Genomic DNA, 22,120 nt, shown 5'->3' with positions numbered 1-22,120 from the left:
CCCGAGCCGACGCATGAAAATTGATACACTATTGTTGCACAGATATTTGCGTGCTAGGCAAGTGGAAACACGATCTTCTGGGGAGGAGAATCAATGACAATCGTGCCCATCACCAGCCCTGATCTGGATGCTGCGGAAGTGTCATGGTTTTCCGCGCTCTGTTCGGATGATTACCAGTTCCTTGGTGTTCCTGATGGCGACCTGCGCTCGTCTTGGGAGCATTGCCGCGACATCGCACTCACGGCTGAAAAACAAGGGTTCCGCAACATCCTCGCCCCCTCGTCCTATCAGGTCGGTCAAGACACGCTGTCTTTCGTGGCAGGCATGGCCCCACTCACCGAAAAGATCAATTTCCTCGCCGCCATCCGCTGCGGTGAAGTCCAGCCGATCATGCTGGCGCGCACCATCGCCACGCTGGATCATATGCTCAAGGGCCGGCTGACGCTGAATGTGATCAGCAGCGATTTCCCCGGCGAAGTGGCCGAAAGCAGCTACCGCTATAAACGCAGCCATGAGGTTGTTGAAATCCTGCGCCAGTGCTGGACGCAGGATGAGGTCAGCTATGACGGCGACATCTACCAGATCTCCAAACTCACCACCGACCCTGCCCGCCCTTACCAACAAAACGGCGGCCCACTGCTGTACTTCGGTGGCTACTCGCCCGATGCGCTCGAACTTTGCGGCGCGCAATGCGATGTCTATCTGATGTGGCCCGAAACGACCGACATGCTGGAACAACGCATGAAGGATGTGCACGCCCGCGCCGCCGCCCACAACCGGACACTGGATTACGGCCTGCGCGTCCACATGATCGTGCGCGATACCGAAGCCGAAGCAAAGGAATACGCCGACTACATCGCCTCCAAGCTGGACGACGAATACGGCCAACTGATCCGCGACCGCGCCCATGACAGCATCTCTCTGGGGGTGGCGCATCAATCCCGCGCCCGCGAACTGGCCGATAAATTCGGCTATACAGAACCCGGTCTCTGGACAGGCATCGGGCGCGCGCGCTCGGGCTGTGGTGCGGCCCTTGTCGGCTCGACCGATCAGGTCATGTCCAAAATCGAAGCCTATCAAAAGATGGGCATCCGTGCTTTCATCTTCTCGGGCTACCCGCATATCGACGAGGCCGAACACTTCGGCGCCCGCGTCATGCCGCATCTGAAGACCTGCTCGCTGCCCCACGCCTACGGGCGTGTCCCGGCCGAAACACCCGCAACACCCCTAGGAACAGGACCCCGCCGTTAATGACCCGTATCTCGATCACCAACGACCTTTCCTTTAGCCGTATCGTTTATGGCATGTGGCGTCTGGGCGATGACAGCGACACGTCCGTGGCGCACGTTCAGGCCAAGATCGAGGCCTGCCTTGAACAAGGCATCACGACGATGGATCAGGCCGATATCTACGGCGGCTATGAGGCCGAAGAGGTGCTGGGCGCGGCACTCAAAGCAGCCCCTGCCCTGAAAGACCAGATCGAGATCGTGACGAAATGCGATATCGTGGCCCCCGCAGGGCGCTATGCGGATGCACGGGTGAAATACTATGACACCAGCCGCGCGCATATCCTCGCATCCGTAGATCATTCCCTGCGGCTGATGAACATCGACAAGATCGACACCCTGCTGATCCATCGCCCCGATCCAATGATGGACCACCATGAAACGGGTGCGGCACTGGATGAGGTCGTGGCCTCCGGCAAAGTCCGCTCGGTCGGCGTGTCCAACTTCAAACTGCACGACTGGACCCTGCTGCAATCTGCGATGAAAACGCGGCTGGTGACCAACCAGATCGAACTGTCGCTGACCGCGCATGCAGGGTTTACCAACGGCGATGTGGCCTACCTGCAAGAGCGTAATATCCCCATTATGGCATGGTCCCCCTTGGGCGGTGGCAGCCTGATGACAGGCACAGGGGCAGCCCAGGACGCGCTGGCCAAAGTGGCGGCCGAGAATGGCGTAGACAATGCCGCCGTCGCAGTGGCATGGTTACTGGCGCATCCGGCAAACATCATGCCGGTCATGGGCACGAATAATATCAATCGTATCAAATCACTCTCAGACGCTTTGAAGGTGAATATGGACCGTGAAACATGGTTCGAACTTTACACAGCCGCACTCGGCACAGAGGTACCATAATGGACGCAGGCACGATCGCCACATTCGACCCCAGCACCGACAGCGACAGCTTTCGCGGTGCCTTGGGCACCTTCGTCACCGGTGTGACCATCATCACCACCGATAGCCCTGAAGGACCTGTTGCTATCGTCGCCAACAGCTTTGCCAGCGTGTCGCTCGATCCGCCACTGGTGCTGTGGTCGCCTGCAAAATCATCCAAGCGCTTTGAACATTTCGCAGGCTCGCGCCGCTTTGCCGTCCATGTCATGGCGGCGGACCAGCGCGATATCTGTGCGGCCATCATCAAATCCAAGACCGCGATCAAAGACGTACCAACGCATCTGTCGCACTGCGGCATGCCGATCATCGAAGGCGCGCTGGCCACGTTCGAATGCAATCTCGAGGCCACATATGACGCTGGCGACCACGTGATTGTTGTGGGCCTTGTCACCAAGGCCCACCACCGTGGCGGCGATCCGCTCGTCTTTCACGCGGGAAAATACGGAGAGTTCAGCGCGACCTGATCTTATCATTTTGCCCTAAATATTCTGGGGCAGCCGCAGCATGCGGCGGGGGCAAAGCCCCAAGAACAATAGGGCGCAAGCCCGCACATAAACAGGGGAGGAGCCGATGTCGGTCCTGTTTGGTCTTTTATGGCCGCTTGAACGGTTCAACACCGTGGTCCTTGCCATCGGCAAGGTCATCGCGGTGATCGCACTCGCCATCATGGTCGCGCTGATCCTGGGGCAGGTCTTCTTCCGCTATGTGCTCAGCGATGCCCCTAACTGGACGGAAGAAGGCGCGCGCTTCGGGATGCTTTGGATGACAGGGCTGATGGCGCCGCTTGCATTCCGCATGGGCGGCTTTGTGTCGATCGACATGCTTGAACGCGCCCTGCCCCGCGTTGTCTCCGGCCTGCTCACGCTGCTGATCCTCGGCATCGCCCTTTGGGTGCTTGTCATCGCGTGGGAACGTGGGCTGAACAACCATGTCCAGACGCTTTCAGGGCGCGGGTGTTCGTCCTCGCTGCGCTGGCCCTTCGGGATCGAGATCGGCAAATGCGGTGCCAAGTTCCAGAACAACTATCAATACGCGTCGCTCTTTGTGGGGGTGAACCTGCTGATCCTTGTGAATGTGGAACTGATCATCCGCCAGATCATCAAGCTCTTGGGCCAAGGCGACCGCCTCACACCGCTCAATGCCGATGACTTTCAGGGAGCCGACTGATGCTGTTATGGTTCCTCCCTCTCTTCCTTGTGCTGATCATGATCGGCCTGCCAGTGGTCTTTGCATTGCTGGCCTCGCCTTTCGCACTGATCATGCTCGAAGGCGACACCCGCAATGTCGTCGCAGGGCTTTACCGCAACCTTTACAACGGCATGGACAGCTTTCCACTGATGGCACTGCCTTTCTTCATGCTGGCAGGCGAGATCATGAACCGTGGCGGCATTACCCTGCGGCTGGTGGAATTCGCGCAGGCCTTCATGGGCCATTTGCGCGGCGGTCTGGCCCATGTGAACATCCTGTCATCCATGCTGTTCGCGGGCCTTTCCGGTTCTGCCGTTGCAGATACCTCTGCCATCGGCTCCACCATGATCCCCGCGATGGAGAAGAACGGCTACACCCGCAAATTCGCCGCCGCGATCACCGCCGCATCCTCGGTTATCGGCCCGATCATCCCGCCATCGGGCATCATGATCATCTACGCCTATGTGATGGGCGAAAGCGTGGCCTCGCTCTTCCTTGCAGGTATCGTGCCGGGCATCATGGTGGGCGTCGGGTTGATGGTGATGGTCCGCCTGATGGCTGACCGCTATGACCTGCCCAAGGCAGAGCGGATCGTTACCAAGAACCAGACGATCACCCCGATTGAATACTGGGTCAGCTTTGCGCTCGTACGGATCAACCTCGCAGGTTTGCTGATGGCGCTTTACGCGGGGCTGTCCGGCCTCGTCGGTCTGTCTTCAATCAACGAAGCAGGCGACAAGGTGCACAACCTGAACCTCTGGATCGTCTTCGGCCTGCTGCTGGTTGCCGCCCATTTCATGCTGATGGGCTACCGCAAGCGCGTGACCCACGATTTCCGCATGGTCTGCAAGAAGGCCATCGCGCCGTTGCAAACCCCCATTATCATTCTGGGCGGCATCCTTGTGGGTGTTTTCACCCCGACCGAGGCCTCGGCAGTGGCGGTCGCCTATGCGCTGATCGTCAGCTTCTTTGTCTTGCGGTCCATGAAACTCAAAGACTTGGGCGAGGTGCTGACGCGCTCGGCACTCGCCACCTCGGCGGTGCTATTGCTGGTGGGCGCGGCGGTTGCCTTCAAGACTGTCGTATCGCTGTCATATGCCCCGCAGATCCTCAGCGACTATATCCTGTCGCTGTCAGAAAACCCGCTGATGCTATTGTTCCTGATCAACATCCTGCTCTTTATCGTCGGCATGTTCCTTGATGCGGGGCCTGCGATTATCATTCTGGGTCCAATCCTCGGGCCGATCTTCGTGGATCTTGGCGTGCACCCCGTGCACTTCGCGATCATCATGAGTGTGAACCTGACCGTGGGGCTGGCAACGCCACCCATGGGGCTTGTCTTATTCGTGGCCAGTACTGTGTCCGGTGAACGGGTTGAGACCATTGCCAAAGCGATCCTGCCATTTCTTGCGGTGGAAATTCTGGTGATCTTCCTGATCACCTATATCCCCGCCATTTCCATGACAGTGCCATACCTTGCCGGTTTCTTGGGTTGCGGCCCAGAGGTCGGGTTTAGCGCCTGCATTAGCCCACCACCGGGCATCAACTAACAGCATCAACAGGGAGACAATAATGCTGAGACAGTTCACAAAAATCGCGGCCACCGCCGCACTGCTGGCGACCCCGCTGGCGGCCTGGGCACAGGATTTCACAATCCGCGCCACGGCCAACTCAAACGAGAACGACGAGGACTATGACGGTCTGGTCGTGTTCAAAAACTACGTCGAAGCGGCCTCGAACGGGCGCATTGCCGTTGAACTTTTCATCGGCACACAGCTTTGTGCGACCGGTGCGGAATGCCTTGAAGGTGTGTCTGAAGGCTCGATTGACGTCTACATTTCCACATCAGGTGGTGCCGCCGGCATCTTCCCCTATGTGCAAGTGCTCGACCTGCCCTACCTGATGTCATCTGACCGCGTGGCCGAGGCCGTTCTGTCCGGTGATTTCGTCCGCACCCTGCGCAACAAGGCGCTTGAGGACAGCGGCAATACCGTGCGCCTGATGACCGTGGGCAATACCGGCGGCTGGCGCAACTTTGCCAATACCGAACGCCGCGTGACCAGCCCTGCCGACATGGAAGGCCTGAAACTACGCACTGTTGTTGCGGACCTGCCGGTGCAGCTGGTCGAAGCAATGGGTGCCTCTGCGACACCGATCCCGTGGCCAGAGCTGTTCACATCGCTGCAAACCGGCGTTGTTGAAGGCACCGCCAACGGCATTACCGACATCATGGGCATGAAGTTCCCTGATGCGGGTCTGCAATACCTCACACTGGACGGCCACTCCTACATGGGTGCGCTGTGGTGGATGAACAACGATAACTTCATGGCCATGCCAGAAGACCTGCGCCGCGTTGTCGTTGACGGTTTCTCTGCCCTTCAGCAGGCAACTTTCGCCTCACCCAAGCGCAAATCCATCGAAGCCTATGAAGCCTTCGTTGCAGGTGGCGGCGACATCTATGTGCCAAGCCCAGAAGAGAAAGCGGCCTTCGCAGAAGCCGCAGCCCCCGTCTATGCATGGTTCCGTGAAAACGTGGACGGCGGCAGTGAGATGCTGGACGCGCTGATCGCGGCCACGGCCGAGGTCGAGGCCGAACTGGCCGCTGATTATGCCAGCGACCTGAACTAAGGGTCCTTACACAAAGACAAAAGGCCGCTCCTTCAGGGCGGCCTTTTTTGTTGGATGGGGCAGACAGACAGGTTTAATATATGTCCTGCACCAAGCCCCCGCCAAGCGGGGTCAGGACGGCGCGATGAGCCGTTGTTGCCACATGAACGCCAATGCGCCCGCAACATCTGCTCGCAGCTGTTCCTCAGAGATTTCAACGTATAATCCCTGCATGACCTCAACCATCTCGGCCCCGGTCAGCCCCTCATCCAGCAGTGTCCAAATGATTGCAGAGACAGAGTTCAACCGATGGATCGCGAACCCGTCGCCGTCGGCAAGATACATCGCTGTGCCGGTCTCTAGGGCTGTAAAGTCCGGCAGTTTTGCAAAATAGCCATCAAGATCAACCGGCCTGTCCACTACCACATCCGGAAGGTCCAGCGGCGCCAGCGGCAAGGTGCCAGATAAATCGGCCTTGGCCATCTGCGCCGCAGGCAGATCACGCAAGAGCGGGGTCTCATGCAAAAGCGCCGCTGCGTCCTCAACCCTGTTATAGCGCAACCGTAATACAGGCACCGTGCGGGTGAGCGCATCCGCGACCCGCAAAATGGCCCCGGCATGCACCTGACGGCCAAAATTCTGTGTGACCAGCGAGGCCATCGCCTCTTCTTGGGTGACAGGGGTCAATGACGCAGGCGCCGTCATTGTCGGATCGCCCTCAAGCACAACAATGGCCCCCACCGGCGCCACGGTGCCCGATTGCGGCAAATCAATGCCCGTCAGATACCCGTATTGCTTATTCCGCACGGCAATCCGGTCCATGATCCAACTGTCCAATGTGGCAGAGAGATTATCCGGCAAAGGCATGCGCAAACGCGGCGCGATCCCGTTGGCCATGCCACTGATGACACCGCTTTGCGGGTCAACAGCCAGCGGCACAAAATCATCCGAAAACACCTCATGCCCCGCGTGTGCCAACGTCGCGGATAAAAGGCTTTTGCCGGCACGGCGGGCATTGGGAAAAATCACAAGGCGGTCATCAAACGTCAACGCTGCGGCATGCAAGCACAAAAGATCAGGGCGGCTGCGCAGGCGTTCCCACGACATTTCAACCACAAGATCACAGATCGCATTCACAGGGTTATGATCGGCCGCCGGCTTGCCAGCAAGTGGGGCTTCAAGACGCCATTTTTTGGCGTCACGCGGACGAAGGGTGGCGAAGGCAGGCTTGGCATGCAGATCAGCGCATGGCACCGCCGAAAAGGGCCATCCGCCTATGACAGGATCAAGCAAGGGGCGGACCACATCGGGCTGCGCAACCCTTAGAGGCGCATCCAAACCGGCGAAGTTCAAACAAACCTCCGCAGTTTTATCCATAAGGACGCAGCCCCTGCAAAGGGACCACGTCACCGTGTTCATCAACTGAACGGTGCAAAAGCATCAGATCACCGACCTGGAACAACGTAACCCGCTATCAAGAGTTACAAGAACTATTTGACCAATTCCAGGTACCGCCCGACTCGCCGCAGGAACCGGGATCGGTTGCGTCCGAAGGACCGCTGATCGCACTCGGAGTGCTTGGCGTGCTGGGTGTGCTTGGTGTGCTTGGTGCGCTTGGCTCGCTCGGTGCGCTTGGCTCGCTTGGTGCGCTTGGCTCGCTTGGTGAGCTTGCCGGGCTGTTAGCGGATGCTGCAGAAGCCCCATCCGAGGCGTGTGCCATCGACATCGTTGTAAATGCAGGCACCGTATAGGCAGCGGCGGCCAGACCGCCGATGCGGGTCAAAAGCTGACGGCGTGAAACTGCGGTTGTCTTATCTGTCATCGTATCCAGTCTTTCTTTTTTGTGTCCTTTGATACGGTCTTACGTACCTTGGTTGAAGGTGTCGCCGCATACATGCGGCAGGTGAATAAGACGACATTGGCCCCAAGACACCCGGTCTCTCAATCGAGCAAAGGTTTAGAACACAGAAATAAACCGAAGGTATACGCAGGTTTTCATTGTCTTTGCCCGACTGAATATAAACACAAATCCCGTTTTTATTGGGAAATATTCACCTATTCAGCGAAACGGATACATCCAGCCTTTGTAGTCATCAATCAGCACCTCTGCCCGCGCGCGTTCTTCCGGCGTCAGGCGCGGGGTGATCAACTCCAGCGAATCCAGCGCATCAGGGTCCCCGCCTATTGCCGATAATGCGTACCAAAGATACGCTCTCACCATATCAGGCGCGGGAATGCCCCGGCCCACTTCATAGTACCACCCCAAGCCGGATTGTGCGCCAGGATGCCCTTTCAAAGATGCCCGCAGATACCACTCGAACGCCCGTTCATCGTCGCGCGCAACACCCAGGCCAAGCGCGTACATGACACCGATCAACTCTTCAGCCTCGGCGTTGCCGGACCGCGCATAAACCTCAAAGAGCGCGCGCGCCTCGGCATAGTCGCCCGCCTCCATCAGATCGCGCGCCACTTCCATATCGGCCTGCGCAGGTGCCGCAAAAAACAACACGGCTGCACAAATGTAGGTACAGGTTGTGTACAGGTTGTGTACGCGTTCCATACAGCGGTCCTTTGGCTCTTTCTGGGGGCCAGTCTGGCGACGGCACAGGGGATAGACCCTGATGATTACATCCAGGTTGACCCGGATCAAGCCCGCATCGGGCAGTTGCTTTTCTACGATAAGATACTGTCAGGAAACAAGAATATCTCCTGCGGGACCTGTCACCACCACGATCACGCAGGCGGTGACGGCCTCTCGCTCGGGATTGGCGAGGGCGGCGTTGGCGTTGGCCCCGAACGCACGGCCGGATCCGGCCCTGATGCGATCCGCAAACGCATTCCCCGAAATGCACCAAGCCTTTGGAATCTCGGACACAATGACATTGAAACGCTGTTCCATGACGGCCGTCTGACGCGCTCGGAGATCTACGGCAACGGCTACGATTCCCCCGCCGAGGAATGGCTGCCGGCGGGCCTTGATAACCTCGTGGCTGCACAGGCACTTTTTCCCATGGTGTCGCAATTCGAAATGGCCGGAAACCCCCGCGAAAACGAAATCGCAGGCGCCACTCATGACCGGATTGATGTAGCCTGGCCCATCATCGCCAAACGGGTGCGTACGATCCCTGCCTATGGGAGCATGTTCGTCCAAGCCTTTGACCACATTGAAGAACCCGCTGATGTGACCATCGTGGAAATCGGCAATGCTTTGGGCGCTTTCATCATCAGCGAATGGCAATCCTACGATAGTTCCTACGACAAATGGCTCGCGGGCACGCCACTGCCCGAGGACGCCGAACGGGGCCGTCAACTTTTCTTCACGGGTCGCTGCGCATCCTGTCACGCGGGGCCGCTTTTTACTGATCAGAGTTTCCATGCGCTCGGCCTGCCCGCCTTCGGCCCGGGGCGCACGCGGCCCTGGGACCAGATTTCACGCGATGTAGGCCGTATGGCCGAAACCAACCTGCCACAGGATGCCTATAAATTCAGGACGCCCTCATTGCGCAATGTGGCCCTGACCGCGCCCTACGGCCACAACGGTGCCTATGCCACATTGGACGGTATCATCCGCCACCACGCCGACCCCATTGGCACGGGTGCGGCGTGGACACCGGCACAGGCCAACCTGCCTGAAGTGCCCTGGCTCGCCGCAGCTGACTTCGCGATCCGCCAGGACCGTTTGGAACTGGCCCGTCAATCCGCCGCGATCGACATGCGCCCCATTGCTTTGACCGACACCGAAATCACAGACCTCATCGCCTTCCTGAACGCGCTGACCGGCGAAACCGCCCATACCCGCCCGATGGGCCGCCCTGACACCGTCCCCAGCGGCCTACCCGTCGATTGAATTCACAACACCCTGTTATTATTGGCCTCAAAATATCCCCGCCGGAGGCTCCGACACCGCCATGGGGGGCCTAGCTCCGCCGGATCATCACCCCGAGATCAGCCACGTTGGTGCCGGTCGCATCTGTTATCAGAAGATCACCCGCCGCATTCAGCGCGGCATAGCTGTCGTTATTTGCCAGCAGCCTGTCCAGATCAGCGATCTTGGCAAGCGTGTCTTGATCAACAAGAGCACCCGCTGCATCGGTCGGCCCGTCACGGCCATCACTGCCCGCTTGCAGGCAGGTCCAGTCTGTCCAGCCGCGCAGCGCAGCCTCTTGCGCGATCCGCAACGCCAGTTCCTGATTACGTCCACCGCGTCCCGTACCGCGCAAAACGACGGTGGTTTCGCCACCCCAAACGGTCGTGCCGACAACGGCCTGATCGCAAATGATCCGCGCTGCATCCGCCACATCACCGATGATGGGTGTCGCAATCACGTGGGCTTCGGGGGCTGCATCTTGCATCGCTGCCACGCTTTTCCCGTTCGACCCCACCAATATGTTGCGGGCCTCCGGCAATGGCGCGGGCGGTACTGCCTGACGTAGATGATCACGCACGACCTCTGGCAGGTCCTCCCACAACCCATGCGCCTGCAACAAAGCCATTGCCTGCCCGGCTGTCCCGATCGGTCCAACCGTCGGACCGCTCGCAATGGCCGAAAGATCATCACCGATCACATCTGACAGGATGAGCGCCGTCACTTTTGAAGGGGTCGCATGGCGCAGAAACCCGCCACCTTTCAGGTCAGACAATTGCTGGCGGATCAGATTCATCGCCACGATATCAAGTCCTGATCCCAGCAAAAGGTCATTCACCCGTGCTTTATCCGCGAGGGTCAGCGCCCCTGCGGGGGCAGGTAAGAGAGCTGACCCACCCCCCGATATCAGCGCCAGCACTGGGCCGTCCACCGCATCCAAGGCTGCGATCACGGCCTTCGCCGCCGCTGCGCCGTGTTCATCGGGTACGGGATGCCCCGCTGCCATCACCACTGCCCCATCCAGATCACTGGCATTCTCATAGTTCGTCACAACGAGGCATTTCACACCTGCAAACCGCACCAAGGCCGCCCTGGCCATCGAACGTGCCGCCTTGCCCACCGCGACGATCAAGGCAGGGGCAGGCACATCTTCCAAAGCCTCCGAAACGGCCAGATACGGATCGGCCGCCTTCACGCCCGCCTGAAAAATCCGCAACACCTCTGCGCGGTCATCCTTCATCGCGATCCCCTTTCCTCATGGCGATCAAACCCGCCATCCGCTGCACCACCTGCAATTCCAGCTCTGCCGAAGGCGACGCGCCAAGCGAAGGCATCGCCAATGCGACCAGCACCCTGGGGCGCGAAGCCGCCAACATCACATGGGTCGCAGAATAGCGCGCGAACAGATAGGCGATATGATCATCAGCGACCGGCCCCAACACCGGTGGATCACTCCGGCGCAAAACGGGGGCAACTGCGAAAATCCGGTCCAGCACATCATCCTGCAACCCCTGGAGGCTTTCTTCGCTGACGACAACCGCGCCTTCCACAAGCGGATGGTCTTGCAGATCGCGCAAGAATGTCATCGGATCATCGGTGCGGGCCATCACGAGTTGGCGCAACAGACCAACGCTCTGCTCTTCCAGACGCAGCGCGCGCGCATCATTCAGGATCGCCACGACAAAGAGCGTCGTCATGATCGCGGCAATAGAAAGCAGATATCCATCACGCCCCATCTGTGCGAAAGTGGCGATCATCGCCCCCACGCCACAGGCCGCCGCAACCATCACGCCAAGGTTCGCAAGCGTTGCGCGATGCCCGATATGTGGACGCCCTAATCCGATGGCCAACCAACACAGGATCAGTACCCCCAGCGCCGAAAACTGGATCGGCAACCCAACGGAAAGCAGCAGAAAATCACCTGCCGCAAGCGGTATGAACAGGATCAACGACAGCCCCAAACGCACGACCATCGCGTTTTCGGTGACTGATAGAGAGGCCTTGTCACGACGTATGATCAGCCACCCCGACAACACGAAGCCTAATAGCTGAAACCCCAACAGCGCAAACAGCCTTGCGGGATCAATGCTCCCTGAATACCACAAGGAAGATACCGCAAAGACCACCGCCCCGCCCCCGATCACCGCCTTCACCAATGGCGGCGCGTGGCGGCGCAACAAGCCCTCGGTCAGGATCAAGACCGCCAAAGGGATGATTGCGGCCCCAAGCAGGGTGAGAATACGAAACGCCTCAATTCCGGTGAGTATCATCAACGCGCGCCCCGCAAAAAGCACCATCGTGACCCGTACACCGAACAGAAAGCGCCAGTTGATCGGATCATCGCGGTCACGGCGCGTCAGCACGGTTTGCAACACAAAGAGCCCGGTCAACGCCGCCGCAGACAGGAAAAGCTGCATCATGATCGTGGCGGCAGCAATCATCTGTTGCGCCGCATGTAAGGGCGCAGGTGCCCCCATTCCTGCGTGCTATCCGCCCAATGGATCGCTGGCAGAACAATTCGTCTGAGCGCCACGATCCCACCTGTCAGCAGCAATCCGATCACCGCAGATTTCGGCACTTCGCGTGTCAGGTATGTGCGCATCGCGGCCACATCCATCTGTCCCAATTGCAGCACATCATCGCCACGGGTGTAGTCCAGTGCCTCTTGGCAAAAAGCGTTATAGCGCGCATCGCGGTGCTTGGGCGCGCTCTCCCATGTCTTTTTCAGATCATCGGACCCGCCTGTGTAGGCATCGGTAATGACAAAGCGCTGTTCATCAAAGCCCGCATCTGCGCCCACACCGAAGATATGCCGCTGGGTGGCCATGATCTCGCGCGCCAACAGCAGATGGGTCAGCGTGCGTCGCCCCTTGTTCGGGCTGGGCCAGACATCGGAAAACATCTCGCTGACCATGCCGACGACAGCGGGGACTTGCGTGACGTTGGACACCCAGACAGGGCGGAACTGGCGGCGGAAAAAGATCAAAAAACAAGTCAGGCCATAAAGCACCCATGACAGGTTCTTGGATCGCTCGTCGGGGTCCACCATAACCAGACCAAGATGCAAGACATCAGTCGGGTGAGGGGCGGTATCCAACGCCATCACCGCCAGCGCGTTGAATGCAACGGGGGTGCCATCGCGGCGGGAAACCAGCGTGATGATCACCGCTTCCATCCGCGACTTATCCCCTGAAAACACGCCATAAGTCAGGCTGCCCGCATCGAGCGTGCGCGCCGCCACTTGGCGCAGATCAGCGCTCAGCGCGGCAAGGGCCGCGTCCTCCATCCACAGCCCCGGACGCTCAACAATCCGCACGACATAATCGGCACCAGCACGCAATGACACGTCCATGTATCTGCGCCCGAAAGTCCTGAAGATTGTGCCGATCACGCTGTTACACCTCTGCCACCCGCAGCCACGTTAGGCACGGGCGGCGGGCGGCACAAGAGCGCGGGATCACAGGTAGCGGTTCACCAGATTTTCCAACCGCTCCTGACGGCCGGAACGGGGTTCGGGGTTGATGCCCTCGGCCTGCACCTTGGCCGTGATGCTGTCCAGATCACTGGCCAGCAGCGCCTTGCCTTCGGCCGTGTCCCAACCTGCATAACGGGCCTTGCGCGCAGCCTCGAGTTTGCCGTCCTCCAACATCGCGGCGGCCGCCTTCAGGCCCGCCGCACAGGCATCCATCCCGCCGACATGCGCGAGGATCAGATCCTCTGCATCCAGCGACTGCCGGCGCAGTTTGGCGTCAAAGTTCGTCCCACCTGTGATGAAACCACCGGCGCGCAGCACTTCGTAATAGGCTAAAGCCATTTCAGGCACATTGTTGGGAAACTGGTCGGTGTCCCAACCGGACTGGTAATCATTTCGGTTCATATCGATGGACCCGAAAATCCCCAATTCGCGCGCCAGGGCCAGTTCATGTTCAAAAGAATGGCCCGCCAGAATGGCATGGCCCTGCTCGATATTCATCTGCACTTCGCCCTCAAGACCAAAGTCTTTCAGGAAGCCATAGACTGTCGCCACATCATAATCATACTGATGCTTGGTCGGTTCCTGCGGCTTTGGCTCGATCAGGATCGCGCCTTTGAAGCCCATCTTGTGTTTGTAATCCACGACCATCTGCAACATGGCCCCCGCCTGCTGGCGTTCGCGGCCCATGTCGGTGTTCAGCAGCGTCTCATAGCCTTCCCGCCCGCCCCAAAGGACGTAGTTTTCACCACCAAGTTTCATGGTCGCATCCATGCAGGTCTTAATGGTGGCCGCTGAGTAGGCGAATACATCAGGGTCAGGGTTCGTGGCAGCCCCCGCCATGAAACGGCGGTGCGAAAAGAGGTTCGCCGTGCCCCAGAGGAGCTTGACGCCGGTCGCCTCCATCTTCTCGGCAAAGTAATCGACGATGGCCTCAAGGTTCTTTGTACTCTCGGCAAAGCTCGCCCCTTCGGGCCGCACATCAGCGTCGTGGAAGCAGAAATACGGCACGCCAAGGATCTGGAACATCTCGAAGGCCACATCGGCCTTCATCCGCGCAGCATCCATCGTGTCGCCAAACCATGGACGATCAAAGGTCTGTCCACCGAACGGGTCGCCACCGGGCCATGCAAAGGAATGCCAATAGGCGGCCGCAAACCGCAGATGATCTTTCATCGCCTTACCCATCACGATCTCGTCGGGGTTATAGTGGCGGAAGGCAAAATCATTGTCTGTCGACGGGCCTTCGTAGGTAATGGCGGGAATGCCCTTGAAAAAATCGGTCATGTCAGTCCTTTCAACGCGCCATAGCTTGCGCGGTATCTTGTGTGCGCCTCTGCAAAGGCACTGGTGAGTGAGGGTTCAGGATCAATTGTGCGGGCAATCTGCGGGGCAGTTGCAATCTCGACCCCTGCGCCTGTTGCAGCCATCATCCCAAGGCGGGCCGCGCCGAATGCCCCGCCAAAATCACCTGCGACAGGCAGGTGTACGGGCAGATCCAAAGAAGTGGCGATCGCCCGAACCCAATAGTCCGATTTCGACCCGCCCCCGACCGCGATCAGGCGGTTGATCTGTGTGCCTGTGGCCGACAGCGCGTCATAGCTGTCACGGATTGCATGGGTCACGCCTTCAAGCACAGCCCGCGTCATCCCAGACTGATCGGTGGCGTGGTCCAGATGCAGGAACGATCCCCGGATACTGGCATCATTATGTGGTGTGCGCTCGCCGCCCAAGTATGGCAAAAACAATGTGCGCCCCGGCGCCTGCAACGCCCCGAGAACACCCGTCAGGGTGGCCGAGGGCTTATCCGTGATCCTCGCAAACCAGTTCAGCGCATCGGCGGCGGCAAGGATCACACCCATCTGGTGCCATGTATCCGGCAGCGCGTGACAAAAGGTATGCACGGCTGTCGCCGCATCCGGCTGATAGGCATCCGAAGCCGCAAACAACACGCCAGAGGTGCCAAGCGACACAAACGCATCGCCTGCGGTGACCACACCGACGCCCACGGCACTCGCGGCATTGTCACCGCCGCCACCTGCCACGACGACACCTTTGGGCAGGCCCCAGCGGTCTGCCAGCTTATCGCGCAACTGCCCTGACACCTCTGAGCCTTCAACCAGGCGTGGCATCTGCGCGCGCGACATGCCGGTCGCGGCCAAGAGATCATCCGACCAGTCGCGTTTACCGACATCAAGCCAGCTTGTGCCCGCGGCATCCGACATCTCCGCCACCGCCTCGCCCGTCAGCCACAGGCGCAGATAGTCCTTGGGCAAGAGCACGCGGGCCGTTTTGGCAAAAATGTCCGGCTCGTGTTTGGCCACCCAGACAAGTTTCGGTGCTGTAAAACCCGGAAAAACAATATTGCCCGTCAGCGCACGGAACCTTGAATCGGCGTCCAGCGCGGCAGCCTCCTCTGCGGACCGCGTATCGTTCCACAGGATGCACGGGCGCAGCACCGCATCGTCGCGGTCCAGCAAGGTCGCACCATGCATTTGCCCCGACAAACCGATGCCGCGCACCTGTGCCAATGAGACCTGCCCCGCGAGGGCCCGCATCACGGTATCTGCTGCATCCAACCATGCCGCAGGATCCTGCTCTGACCAACCGGGCTGCGGACGTACCACAGCAAGCGGCGCTGTCGCTTCCGCGACAATCGCCTGACTTTCGTTGATCAAAACAGCCTTGAGACCCGACGTTCCCAGATCAAGGCCAATGAACATTACGCGGCCTGTTTGGGGTTCTTGCCCATGATGATCATGGACAGGATATCATCCTCGGTCACGTCCTCGACGCGCTCCGTCCCGATCAACTGGCCGTTCTTCATCACCGACACACGGTCGCAGAGTTCCATCATTTCACGGGTGTCGTGACTGATCAGGAAGATGCCCAGACCTTGGGCCTTCAGCTCTTTGATCAGGTCCGCAACCATCGCCGTTTCATGCACGCCAAGCGCCGCTGTCGGTTCGTCCATGATCAGGATACGCGCGTTGAAATAGACCGCGCGCGCAATCGCCACGGACTGGCGCTGACCACCGGACAGCGAACGGACAGGTTCCGAGAAACGCTGAAAGTTCGGGTTCAGGCGCGCCATGATCTTGCGCGATTCCGCTTCCATGGCGGTATCATCCAGCAAACCGAACTTGGTTGTGATCTCACGCCCCAGGAACAGGTTCGAGGCCGCATCAAGGTTATCCGACAAGGCAAGTGTCTGATAAATCGTCTCGATGTTGTGCGTACGCGCATCAATCGGGCTGTTGATTTCAACTTTCTTGCCGTCGACATAAATCTCGCCTGCGTCCTTCTTGTACGCACCCGAGAGAATTTTGATTAGCGTAGATTTACCGGCCCCGTTGTGGCCCAGAAGGCCCACAACTTCGCCCGGCATCACGTCGATCGACACATTATCAACTGCTTTGATCCCGCCAAAATGGATCGAGATATTGCGCATTTCCAAAAGTGGGGTGCTCATCATGCGTCTCCTGTCTTACGGCGGTAGATAATGTCGATCCAGACAGCGATAATCAGCACGCCACCCACGATCATGTTTTGCAGTGGTGAATCAACGCCCACCATGCCCATACCGGACACGAGTGCCTGCATGATCAATGCGCCAAGGATTGCGCCATAGATCGTGCCGACGCCGCCTGCCAGTGCAGTGCCGCCGATGACGGCTGCCGCGATCACGCGCAATTCGTCCAGCTCACCCAAGGATGATCCGGCAGATCCCAGACGGGCCGAAGCGATGACGGCAGCGATGGCTGTCAGCGCGCCCATCAGGGCAAAGACCTTGACCGTCAGCAAACGTGTGTTGATACCCGACAGCTCTGCCGCGTCAGGGTTGCCTCCCATCGCAAAGATGTAACGGCCAAAGCGGGTTTTCTTGGCGATGATGGTCATACCGATGGCGACGGCCAAAACGATCAGGACCGAGATCGGGAAACCGTAAGCTTCGGTGTAGCCTTCGGGCATTTCCAGCCCTTCCGAAGCAAAACGACGCTCCAGAATACGGGTCGGGACCATATAGGCGTTCATGATCGCGGTAACCCCGCAAATCGCACCCACAAGGATCGCGCCCAGCGCATACTCGGCCCACATCGGTTTGACAGCAAACCCGTGGCTGATGTGCTTGCGGCGCGTATTGATCAAAAACAGCACGGTCAGTGCAGAGCCGACGAGCGCCAGTGCCCAGCTTGCGGTCACACCAATTGTCCCCGTCGCACCGCCAAGCATGATGAAATTCGGATCAAGCGGGGAAATGGTTGTGCCCTTGGAAACCCACCATGCGCCACCGCGCCAGATCAACAGGCCACCCAAAGTGACGATAAAGGACGGGATCAGAAGGTAACCGATCAACCAGCCTTGGAATGCGCCAATTGCAGCACCAAGCAAAAGGCCTGCAATGACAGTAATAATCCAGATAGAGGGGCTGCCGAAACCAACGAAATCAGGCAGGATTTGCACCTGAATGACACCCATGATCATGCCCACGATCCCCAGCAGGGACCCGATGGACAGGTCAATGTTGCGGGTGACAATGACAAACACCATCCCGGTGGCCATTACCGCGACCGATGCGGTCTGCAATGTCAGCGTAAACAGGTTGCGGGGGGTCAGAAACGTGCCCCCAGTTGCGACGTGAAATACCAAGGCAATGATCACGAAGGCACCGATCATGCCCAAAAGCCGTGTGTCGATTTGCAATGTTTTGATTAGCTTACCAAGTCCGCCAGACATTGGTTTCCTCCCCTTTCAACCCGTGGCAGGGTTGTCTTGTAAGAAGGCCCCACCCGCAGATGCGGATGGGGCCTGCGTGGTTCGCGTCAGTTTACTCGCAAGCGGCGACGCCCGAGACACCCTGACAAAGCACGTCTTTTTCAATCCAACCGGCTTCCAGAACGACGTTCAGGTTGTCCTGTGTGATTGGCAATGGTGCCAGCAGCATGGAGTTCACTTCAACACCACCGGGTGATGTGAATGTTGCGGAACCTTCGATGTCAGCCAAAGCTGTACCATTGGCCAGTGCCACTGCGATCTCGCCTGCATTGCGGCCCAGCGCGCGGCTGTCTTTCCAGACAGATACGGTCTGTGTACCCAGTGCGACGCGGTTCAGAGCTGCGTGGTCGCCGTCCTGACCGGAGACAGGAATGCCGTCCATGCCTTGTGAAGCAAGCGCCGCAACAACACCGCCGGCCATGCCGTCGTTGGAAGACACAACAGCGTCAACTTCGTTGTTGGTCTGTGTCAGGATCTGCTCCATGTTGCGCTGCGCGTTCGCAGGCTGCCAGCCGTCAGTGTAAGCTTCACCAACAATGGTGATCGCACCGCTGTCGATGGCGGCTTGCAGCACCTCTTGCTGACCGCCACGCAGGAAGTCAGAGTTCGGATCGGTTGGCGAGCCTTTGATCATGACGTAGTTGCCTTCAGGTGCCAGATCGAACACGGCACGCGCCTGCATCCGGCCAACTTCGACGTTGTCAAATGTCAGGTAGAATGCACGCGGGTCTTCAATCAGACGGTCATAACCGATGACAGGAATGCCGGCAGCTTCGGCAGCATCAAGTGCCGGGCCGATGGACGCGCCGTCCTGTGCAAGGATGATCAGGGCGTCAACACCCTGTGTGATCAGGCTTTCGACATCTGCCAGCTGCTTTGTTGCGGATGACTGCGCGTCGGCAGACAGGTAGCTTGCGCCAGCGGCTTCAAGCGCGCCAAGCATGGCGGCTTCGTCTGTTTTCCAGCGCTCTTCCTGAAAGTCTGACCAGCTCACGCCGACTGTAATTCCATGACCATCAGCAAAAGCGGTCGTACCTAGACCAGCGACAACAATGGCTGCCGCAACAACGGATTTATGCATGTTTTCCTCCCATAGTGTGCCCCATGCATTGGGGCGTGGGCCATTTGACCCTACGCTCGCCAGCATGACTTATTAAATTCAGTTGTCAAAATAAAAATTGACGCGAAATGTGAAAATAATGCTTTGAACGTGCAAATATTTTGGGCAGTCTGGAAAACGAGGCGAATTTCAGGATGCGCAGCGGACAAATTAATTCAGAGATTGAACTATGTACGACAGAATAGTGGATCAGAACGACGAATCGGAGGATCCGAACGGCTGTGGCCCATTATTGTCCACAGGGTCGCCCGACGCCAAGCCGTTGCGTCAGCAGGTGTTCGAACATGTCCGCGCGACTGGTCGTGCTGCGCGCTCTGATGTCACCCGTGCGCTCAATATCAGTGCCGGATCCGCAACAACGCTAACCGCAGACCTGATCTGCGCGGGGCTTTTGCGCGAAGTCGAGGGCCTGCCCCGCGAAAGTGGCCGCGGCCGCCCTCCTGTCGCGCTCGAGGTCGTGCCAGAGGCGCGTTATGTCATTGGAATTAAGTTGTCGGATGAAACGCACTCTGCCGTGCTGTCTGATTTTGCGGGCCGGCCTGTTGCAGATACGACCATACCCTCCTCGCCCGGGCGCAAGTCACTTGATACGGTGCTGGAAGAGGTTGATGTCCTTATTGACCGCATTCTGAAGGGTGCGAATATGACCCTGCCGGAAATTTCAGCGGTTGGTATGGGTATCCCGGGAATTGTAGACCACGATACAGGTACCGTGACATGGTCACCCTTTCTGATCGAAACCGATGTTGATATGCGCAGTGCGTTCATGGCGCGGTTTGGTGTCCCGGTTTACGTAGACAACGACACAAATGTGCTCAGCCTTGCAGAATTGTGGTTCGGGGCCGGTCGCACGATTGCAGATTTCGTGGTCGTCACGATCGAGAATGGCGTGGGTATGGGCCTTGTTCTCGACAACCGGCTTTTCCGTGGCGCGCGCGGCATGGGACTGGAACTGGGGCACACCAAGGTGCAACTGGATGGTGCACTTTGTCGCTGCGGGCAACGCGGCTGTCTTGAGGCCTATCTGGCGGATTACGCACTGGCGCGCGAGGCGGCAACGGCACTGGATCGCAACCCGCGCACCCCGCAAAGCCCCTATGTGATGCTGGATGCGCTTTTCGCACAGGCCAAATCCGGCAATGAGGCCGCGCGCACGATCTTTCGCCGCGCAGGGCGCTATCTGTCGCTGGGGCTCTCGAACGTGATCCAGCTCTTCGATCCCGGCCTGATCATCCTGTCGGGTGAGCGGATGCAGTATGACTATCTTTATTCCAAAGAGGTGCTGTCCGAGATGCAAAAACTGACCCTGAGCGACGGGCGCACGCCCTGCAAGGTCGAAGTTCACGCATGGGGCGGCATGATCTGGGCGCGCGGCGCCACGGCGCTGGCGCTTGAGGCCGTGACAGCAGCTGCTCTGGGAGAGGCCCGCGGATGATCCGGCTCTGTGCGCTGCTTATCGCGGCCGCACCGGTTGCGGCAGACCCTTTGTTCGAGGATCGCTCGGCGGGGTTGCCAGAACATATCTATGGCGGAGAGTGGGAGCATTTCGTCGGCGGTGGCGTTGCAGTCTTTGACTGTAACGGCGATGCACTGCCCGATCTCTTTGCCGCAGGCGGCGCAAACCCCGCGCAATTAATGATCAACCGCGGGGATTTTACGTTCGCCAAAGGTGCGATACCTGAACTGACAGGCGTCACCGGAGCCTATCCGCTGGATGTAAACGCAGATGGGGCAATGGACCTCTTCGTGCTGCGCGTTGGCCAAAACCAGTTGTTGATGGGAGGGGGTAATTGCCGCTTTACCGCCAGCAATGAGCTTCCTCAAGATGATGCGTGGTCGACCGCTTTCACCGCCTGGTGGGAGGATGACGGCAAACCTGTCATGGCCGTAGGCAATTATGTAGACCGTGCCGATCCTGAGGGACCTTTCGGGGCTTGCGATGACAATATGATCCTGCGTCCCGGCGCATCAGGTTATCAGAGCACCCCGCTGACCCCGGGTTTCTGCCCTCTGTCGATATTGGCGGCCAATGATGCACGCGAACGCCCGACCCTGCGGCTCTCGAATGACCGGCACTACTATGTCCGTGAAGGCTATGAGCAGATGTGGGATATCGCCGAGCAGCGTTTTCTGGGCGCCGATGACGGCTGGAAGAACGTCTCGCTCTGGGGCATGGGCATCGCGAGCCGTGATCTGACCGGTGACGGGCGCGATGAAGTAATGCTGACCTCCATGGGCGATCAATTGATGCAATTGGCCCAAGAGGACGGCACCTATGCCGCAGCCCCTTTCACGATCGGCACCTATGCCCAGCGCCCCCATACCGGCGATGACGGGCGCCCCTCTACGGGCTGGCATGCCGAATTTGCGGATGTGGACAATGACGGGCGCGCGGATCTGTTCATCGCCAAAGGAAACGTTGACCAGATGCCGGGACTGGCGATCCAGGACCCCAATAACCTGTTGATGCAAAATGCCGATGGCACCTTTCGCGAAACTGCAGCGATTGCAGGTGTTGCCACCAAAGAGCGCGCGCGCGGCGCGGCATTGGCCGATTTTGACGGTGACGGGCGTCTTGATCTGGTGGTTGTCAACCGGCGTGCGCCGATGGAGCTTTACCGCAATGTCACACCGGACACCGGAAACTGGCTTGAGATTGCGCTCACCCAGCCCGGCGGCAATATGAATGCTGTGGGTGCGACTGTCGTGGTGGAAGCGGAAGGAAACCGTCAAAGCCAGCAACTGACCGTCGGTGGCGGGCATGGCGGCGGCAAAGCATTGCCATTGCACTTCGGGTTGGGTGCGGCCGACAGTGCCGATGTGACCGTGGTTTGGCCGGGTGGGCAGCAAACCAGCCATCAGGCCCAGGCAAATCAACAGCTACGGCTGGTGCGCTGACGCGCGGAAAGATG

Annotated in this window: 20 protein-coding genes; 10 read left to right on the top strand and 10 right to left on the bottom strand. The window is 58.9% G+C overall.

Going from position 1 to position 22,120, the window contains the following annotated elements; genetic code table 11:
• The first annotated feature begins 93 nt into the window (after window positions 1-93).
• From B0B09_RS01345 to B0B09_RS01320, 6 genes are all read left to right on the top strand, one after another.
• Complete coding sequence (locus B0B09_RS01345) at window positions 94-1,251, top strand: LLM class flavin-dependent oxidoreductase (protein ID WP_076658045.1); 1,158 nt, start codon at window positions 94-96, stop codon at window positions 1,249-1,251.
• Entirely contained in the window at window positions 1,251-2,141 is an 891-nt protein-coding gene (locus tag B0B09_RS01340) for an aldo/keto reductase (RefSeq protein WP_076658044.1), read from the top strand. Before B0B09_RS01345 ends, B0B09_RS01340 begins: the two co-directional genes overlap by 1 nt.
• Window positions 2,141-2,644: a flavin reductase family protein gene (locus B0B09_RS01335; protein ID WP_076658043.1), complete on the top strand. Its 504-nt coding sequence runs from the start codon at window positions 2,141-2,143 to the stop codon at window positions 2,642-2,644. Before B0B09_RS01340 ends, B0B09_RS01335 begins: the two co-directional genes overlap by 1 nt.
• Window positions 2,645-2,750: 106 nt before the next feature.
• Entirely contained in the window at window positions 2,751-3,347 is a 597-nt protein-coding gene (locus B0B09_RS01330; protein WP_055292205.1) for a TRAP transporter small permease, read from the top strand.
• Complete coding sequence (locus B0B09_RS01325) at window positions 3,347-4,918, top strand: TRAP transporter large permease (protein ID WP_076658042.1); 1,572 nt, start codon at window positions 3,347-3,349, stop codon at window positions 4,916-4,918. Before B0B09_RS01330 ends, B0B09_RS01325 begins: the two co-directional genes overlap by 1 nt.
• A gap of 22 nt (window positions 4,919-4,940) precedes the next feature.
• On the top strand, window positions 4,941-5,996 hold the full coding sequence (locus B0B09_RS01320) for a TRAP transporter substrate-binding protein (protein ID WP_076658041.1): 1,056 nt from the start codon (window positions 4,941-4,943) through the stop codon (window positions 5,994-5,996).
• 111 nt (window positions 5,997-6,107) lie between these two features.
• Here B0B09_RS01320 and B0B09_RS01315 read toward each other — a convergent pair whose 3' ends face one another.
• On the bottom strand, window positions 6,108-7,352 hold the full coding sequence (locus B0B09_RS01315) for a PqqD family peptide modification chaperone (protein ID WP_076658040.1): 1,245 nt from the start codon (window positions 7,350-7,352) through the stop codon (window positions 6,108-6,110).
• A 197-nt stretch (window positions 7,353-7,549) separates the two neighbouring features.
• On the opposite strand from B0B09_RS01315, the gene B0B09_RS17830 reads away from it, so the two are divergent.
• Window positions 7,550-7,726 carry a hypothetical protein gene (locus B0B09_RS17830; RefSeq protein ID WP_165689275.1) on the top strand — a complete coding sequence of 59 codons (177 nt, stop codon included), beginning with the start codon at window positions 7,550-7,552 and terminating at the stop codon, window positions 7,724-7,726.
• 308 nt (window positions 7,727-8,034) lie between these two features.
• On the opposite strand, the gene B0B09_RS01310 is transcribed toward B0B09_RS17830, so the two are convergent.
• Window positions 8,035-8,535: a tetratricopeptide repeat protein gene (locus B0B09_RS01310; RefSeq protein ID WP_076658039.1), complete on the bottom strand. Its 501-nt coding sequence runs from the start codon at window positions 8,533-8,535 to the stop codon at window positions 8,035-8,037.
• On the opposite strand from B0B09_RS01310, the gene B0B09_RS01305 reads away from it, so the two are divergent.
• Window positions 8,521-9,822 (top strand): cytochrome-c peroxidase, encoded by a 1,302-nt coding sequence (locus B0B09_RS01305; protein WP_446001691.1) that lies wholly within the window; start codon window positions 8,521-8,523, stop codon window positions 9,820-9,822. The two genes, B0B09_RS01310 and B0B09_RS01305, sit on opposite strands and share 15 nt — an antisense overlap.
• 70 nt (window positions 9,823-9,892) lie before the next feature.
• Here the strand turns inward: B0B09_RS01305 and B0B09_RS01300 are convergent, their stop codons facing one another.
• The 8 genes from B0B09_RS01300 to xylF all read right to left on the bottom strand — a co-directional run bounded on the left by B0B09_RS01300 (window position 9,893) and on the right by xylF (window position 19,169).
• Window positions 9,893-11,080 (bottom strand): glycerate kinase type-2 family protein, encoded by a 1,188-nt coding sequence (locus tag B0B09_RS01300; RefSeq protein ID WP_076658038.1) that lies wholly within the window; start codon window positions 11,078-11,080, stop codon window positions 9,893-9,895.
• Complete coding sequence (locus B0B09_RS01295) at window positions 11,070-12,317, bottom strand: phosphatidylglycerol lysyltransferase domain-containing protein (RefSeq protein WP_242654317.1); 1,248 nt, start codon at window positions 12,315-12,317, stop codon at window positions 11,070-11,072. The genes B0B09_RS01300 and B0B09_RS01295 overlap by 11 nt, the downstream gene beginning before the upstream one ends.
• Window positions 12,278-13,231: a hypothetical protein gene (locus B0B09_RS01290; protein WP_076658037.1), complete on the bottom strand. Its 954-nt coding sequence runs from the start codon at window positions 13,229-13,231 to the stop codon at window positions 12,278-12,280. Before B0B09_RS01290 ends, B0B09_RS01295 begins: the two co-directional genes overlap by 40 nt.
• Before the next feature lie 66 nt (window positions 13,232-13,297).
• Window positions 13,298-14,599, bottom strand: coding sequence for a xylose isomerase (gene xylA, locus B0B09_RS01285; protein WP_076658036.1), 1,302 nt, complete (start codon window positions 14,597-14,599; stop codon window positions 13,298-13,300).
• Complete coding sequence (xylB, locus tag B0B09_RS01280) at window positions 14,596-16,035, bottom strand: xylulokinase (RefSeq protein ID WP_076658035.1); 1,440 nt, start codon at window positions 16,033-16,035, stop codon at window positions 14,596-14,598. The genes xylA and xylB overlap by 4 nt, the downstream gene beginning before the upstream one ends.
• Window positions 16,035-16,784, bottom strand: a complete 750-nt coding sequence (locus tag B0B09_RS01275; protein ID WP_055292187.1) for an ATP-binding cassette domain-containing protein — start codon at window positions 16,782-16,784, stop codon at window positions 16,035-16,037. Before B0B09_RS01275 ends, xylB begins: the two co-directional genes overlap by 1 nt.
• The gene (locus B0B09_RS01270) at window positions 16,784-18,049 is read right to left on the bottom strand and encodes a sugar ABC transporter permease (protein ID WP_076658034.1); all 1,266 of its coding nucleotides are present in this window, start codon (window positions 18,047-18,049) and stop codon (window positions 16,784-16,786) included. The genes B0B09_RS01275 and B0B09_RS01270 overlap by 1 nt, the downstream gene beginning before the upstream one ends.
• Window positions 18,050-18,140: 91 nt before the next feature.
• The gene (xylF, locus tag B0B09_RS01265) at window positions 18,141-19,169 is read right to left on the bottom strand and encodes a D-xylose ABC transporter substrate-binding protein (RefSeq protein ID WP_055292184.1); all 1,029 of its coding nucleotides are present in this window, start codon (window positions 19,167-19,169) and stop codon (window positions 18,141-18,143) included.
• Between the two features lie 208 nt (window positions 19,170-19,377).
• Here xylF and B0B09_RS01260 point away from each other — a divergent pair, with 208 nt between their 5' ends.
• Together B0B09_RS01260 and B0B09_RS01255 are read left to right on the top strand one after the other, a co-directional pair.
• The gene (locus B0B09_RS01260) at window positions 19,378-20,643 is read left to right on the top strand and encodes an ROK family protein (protein ID WP_076658033.1); all 1,266 of its coding nucleotides are present in this window, start codon (window positions 19,378-19,380) and stop codon (window positions 20,641-20,643) included.
• Entirely contained in the window at window positions 20,640-22,106 is a 1,467-nt protein-coding gene (locus tag B0B09_RS01255; RefSeq protein ID WP_076658032.1) for a CRTAC1 family protein, read from the top strand. Before B0B09_RS01260 ends, B0B09_RS01255 begins: the two co-directional genes overlap by 4 nt.
• The last annotated feature ends 14 nt before the right edge of the window (window positions 22,107-22,120 follow it).

Origin of the sequence: Yoonia rosea, from assembly GCF_900156505.1 — a bacterium.
Lineage (GTDB): Bacteria > Pseudomonadota > Alphaproteobacteria > Rhodobacterales > Rhodobacteraceae > Yoonia > Yoonia rosea.
Note: the sequence above shows the minus strand (reverse complement) of the source record. Positions and strands in the feature narration are given on the sequence as shown.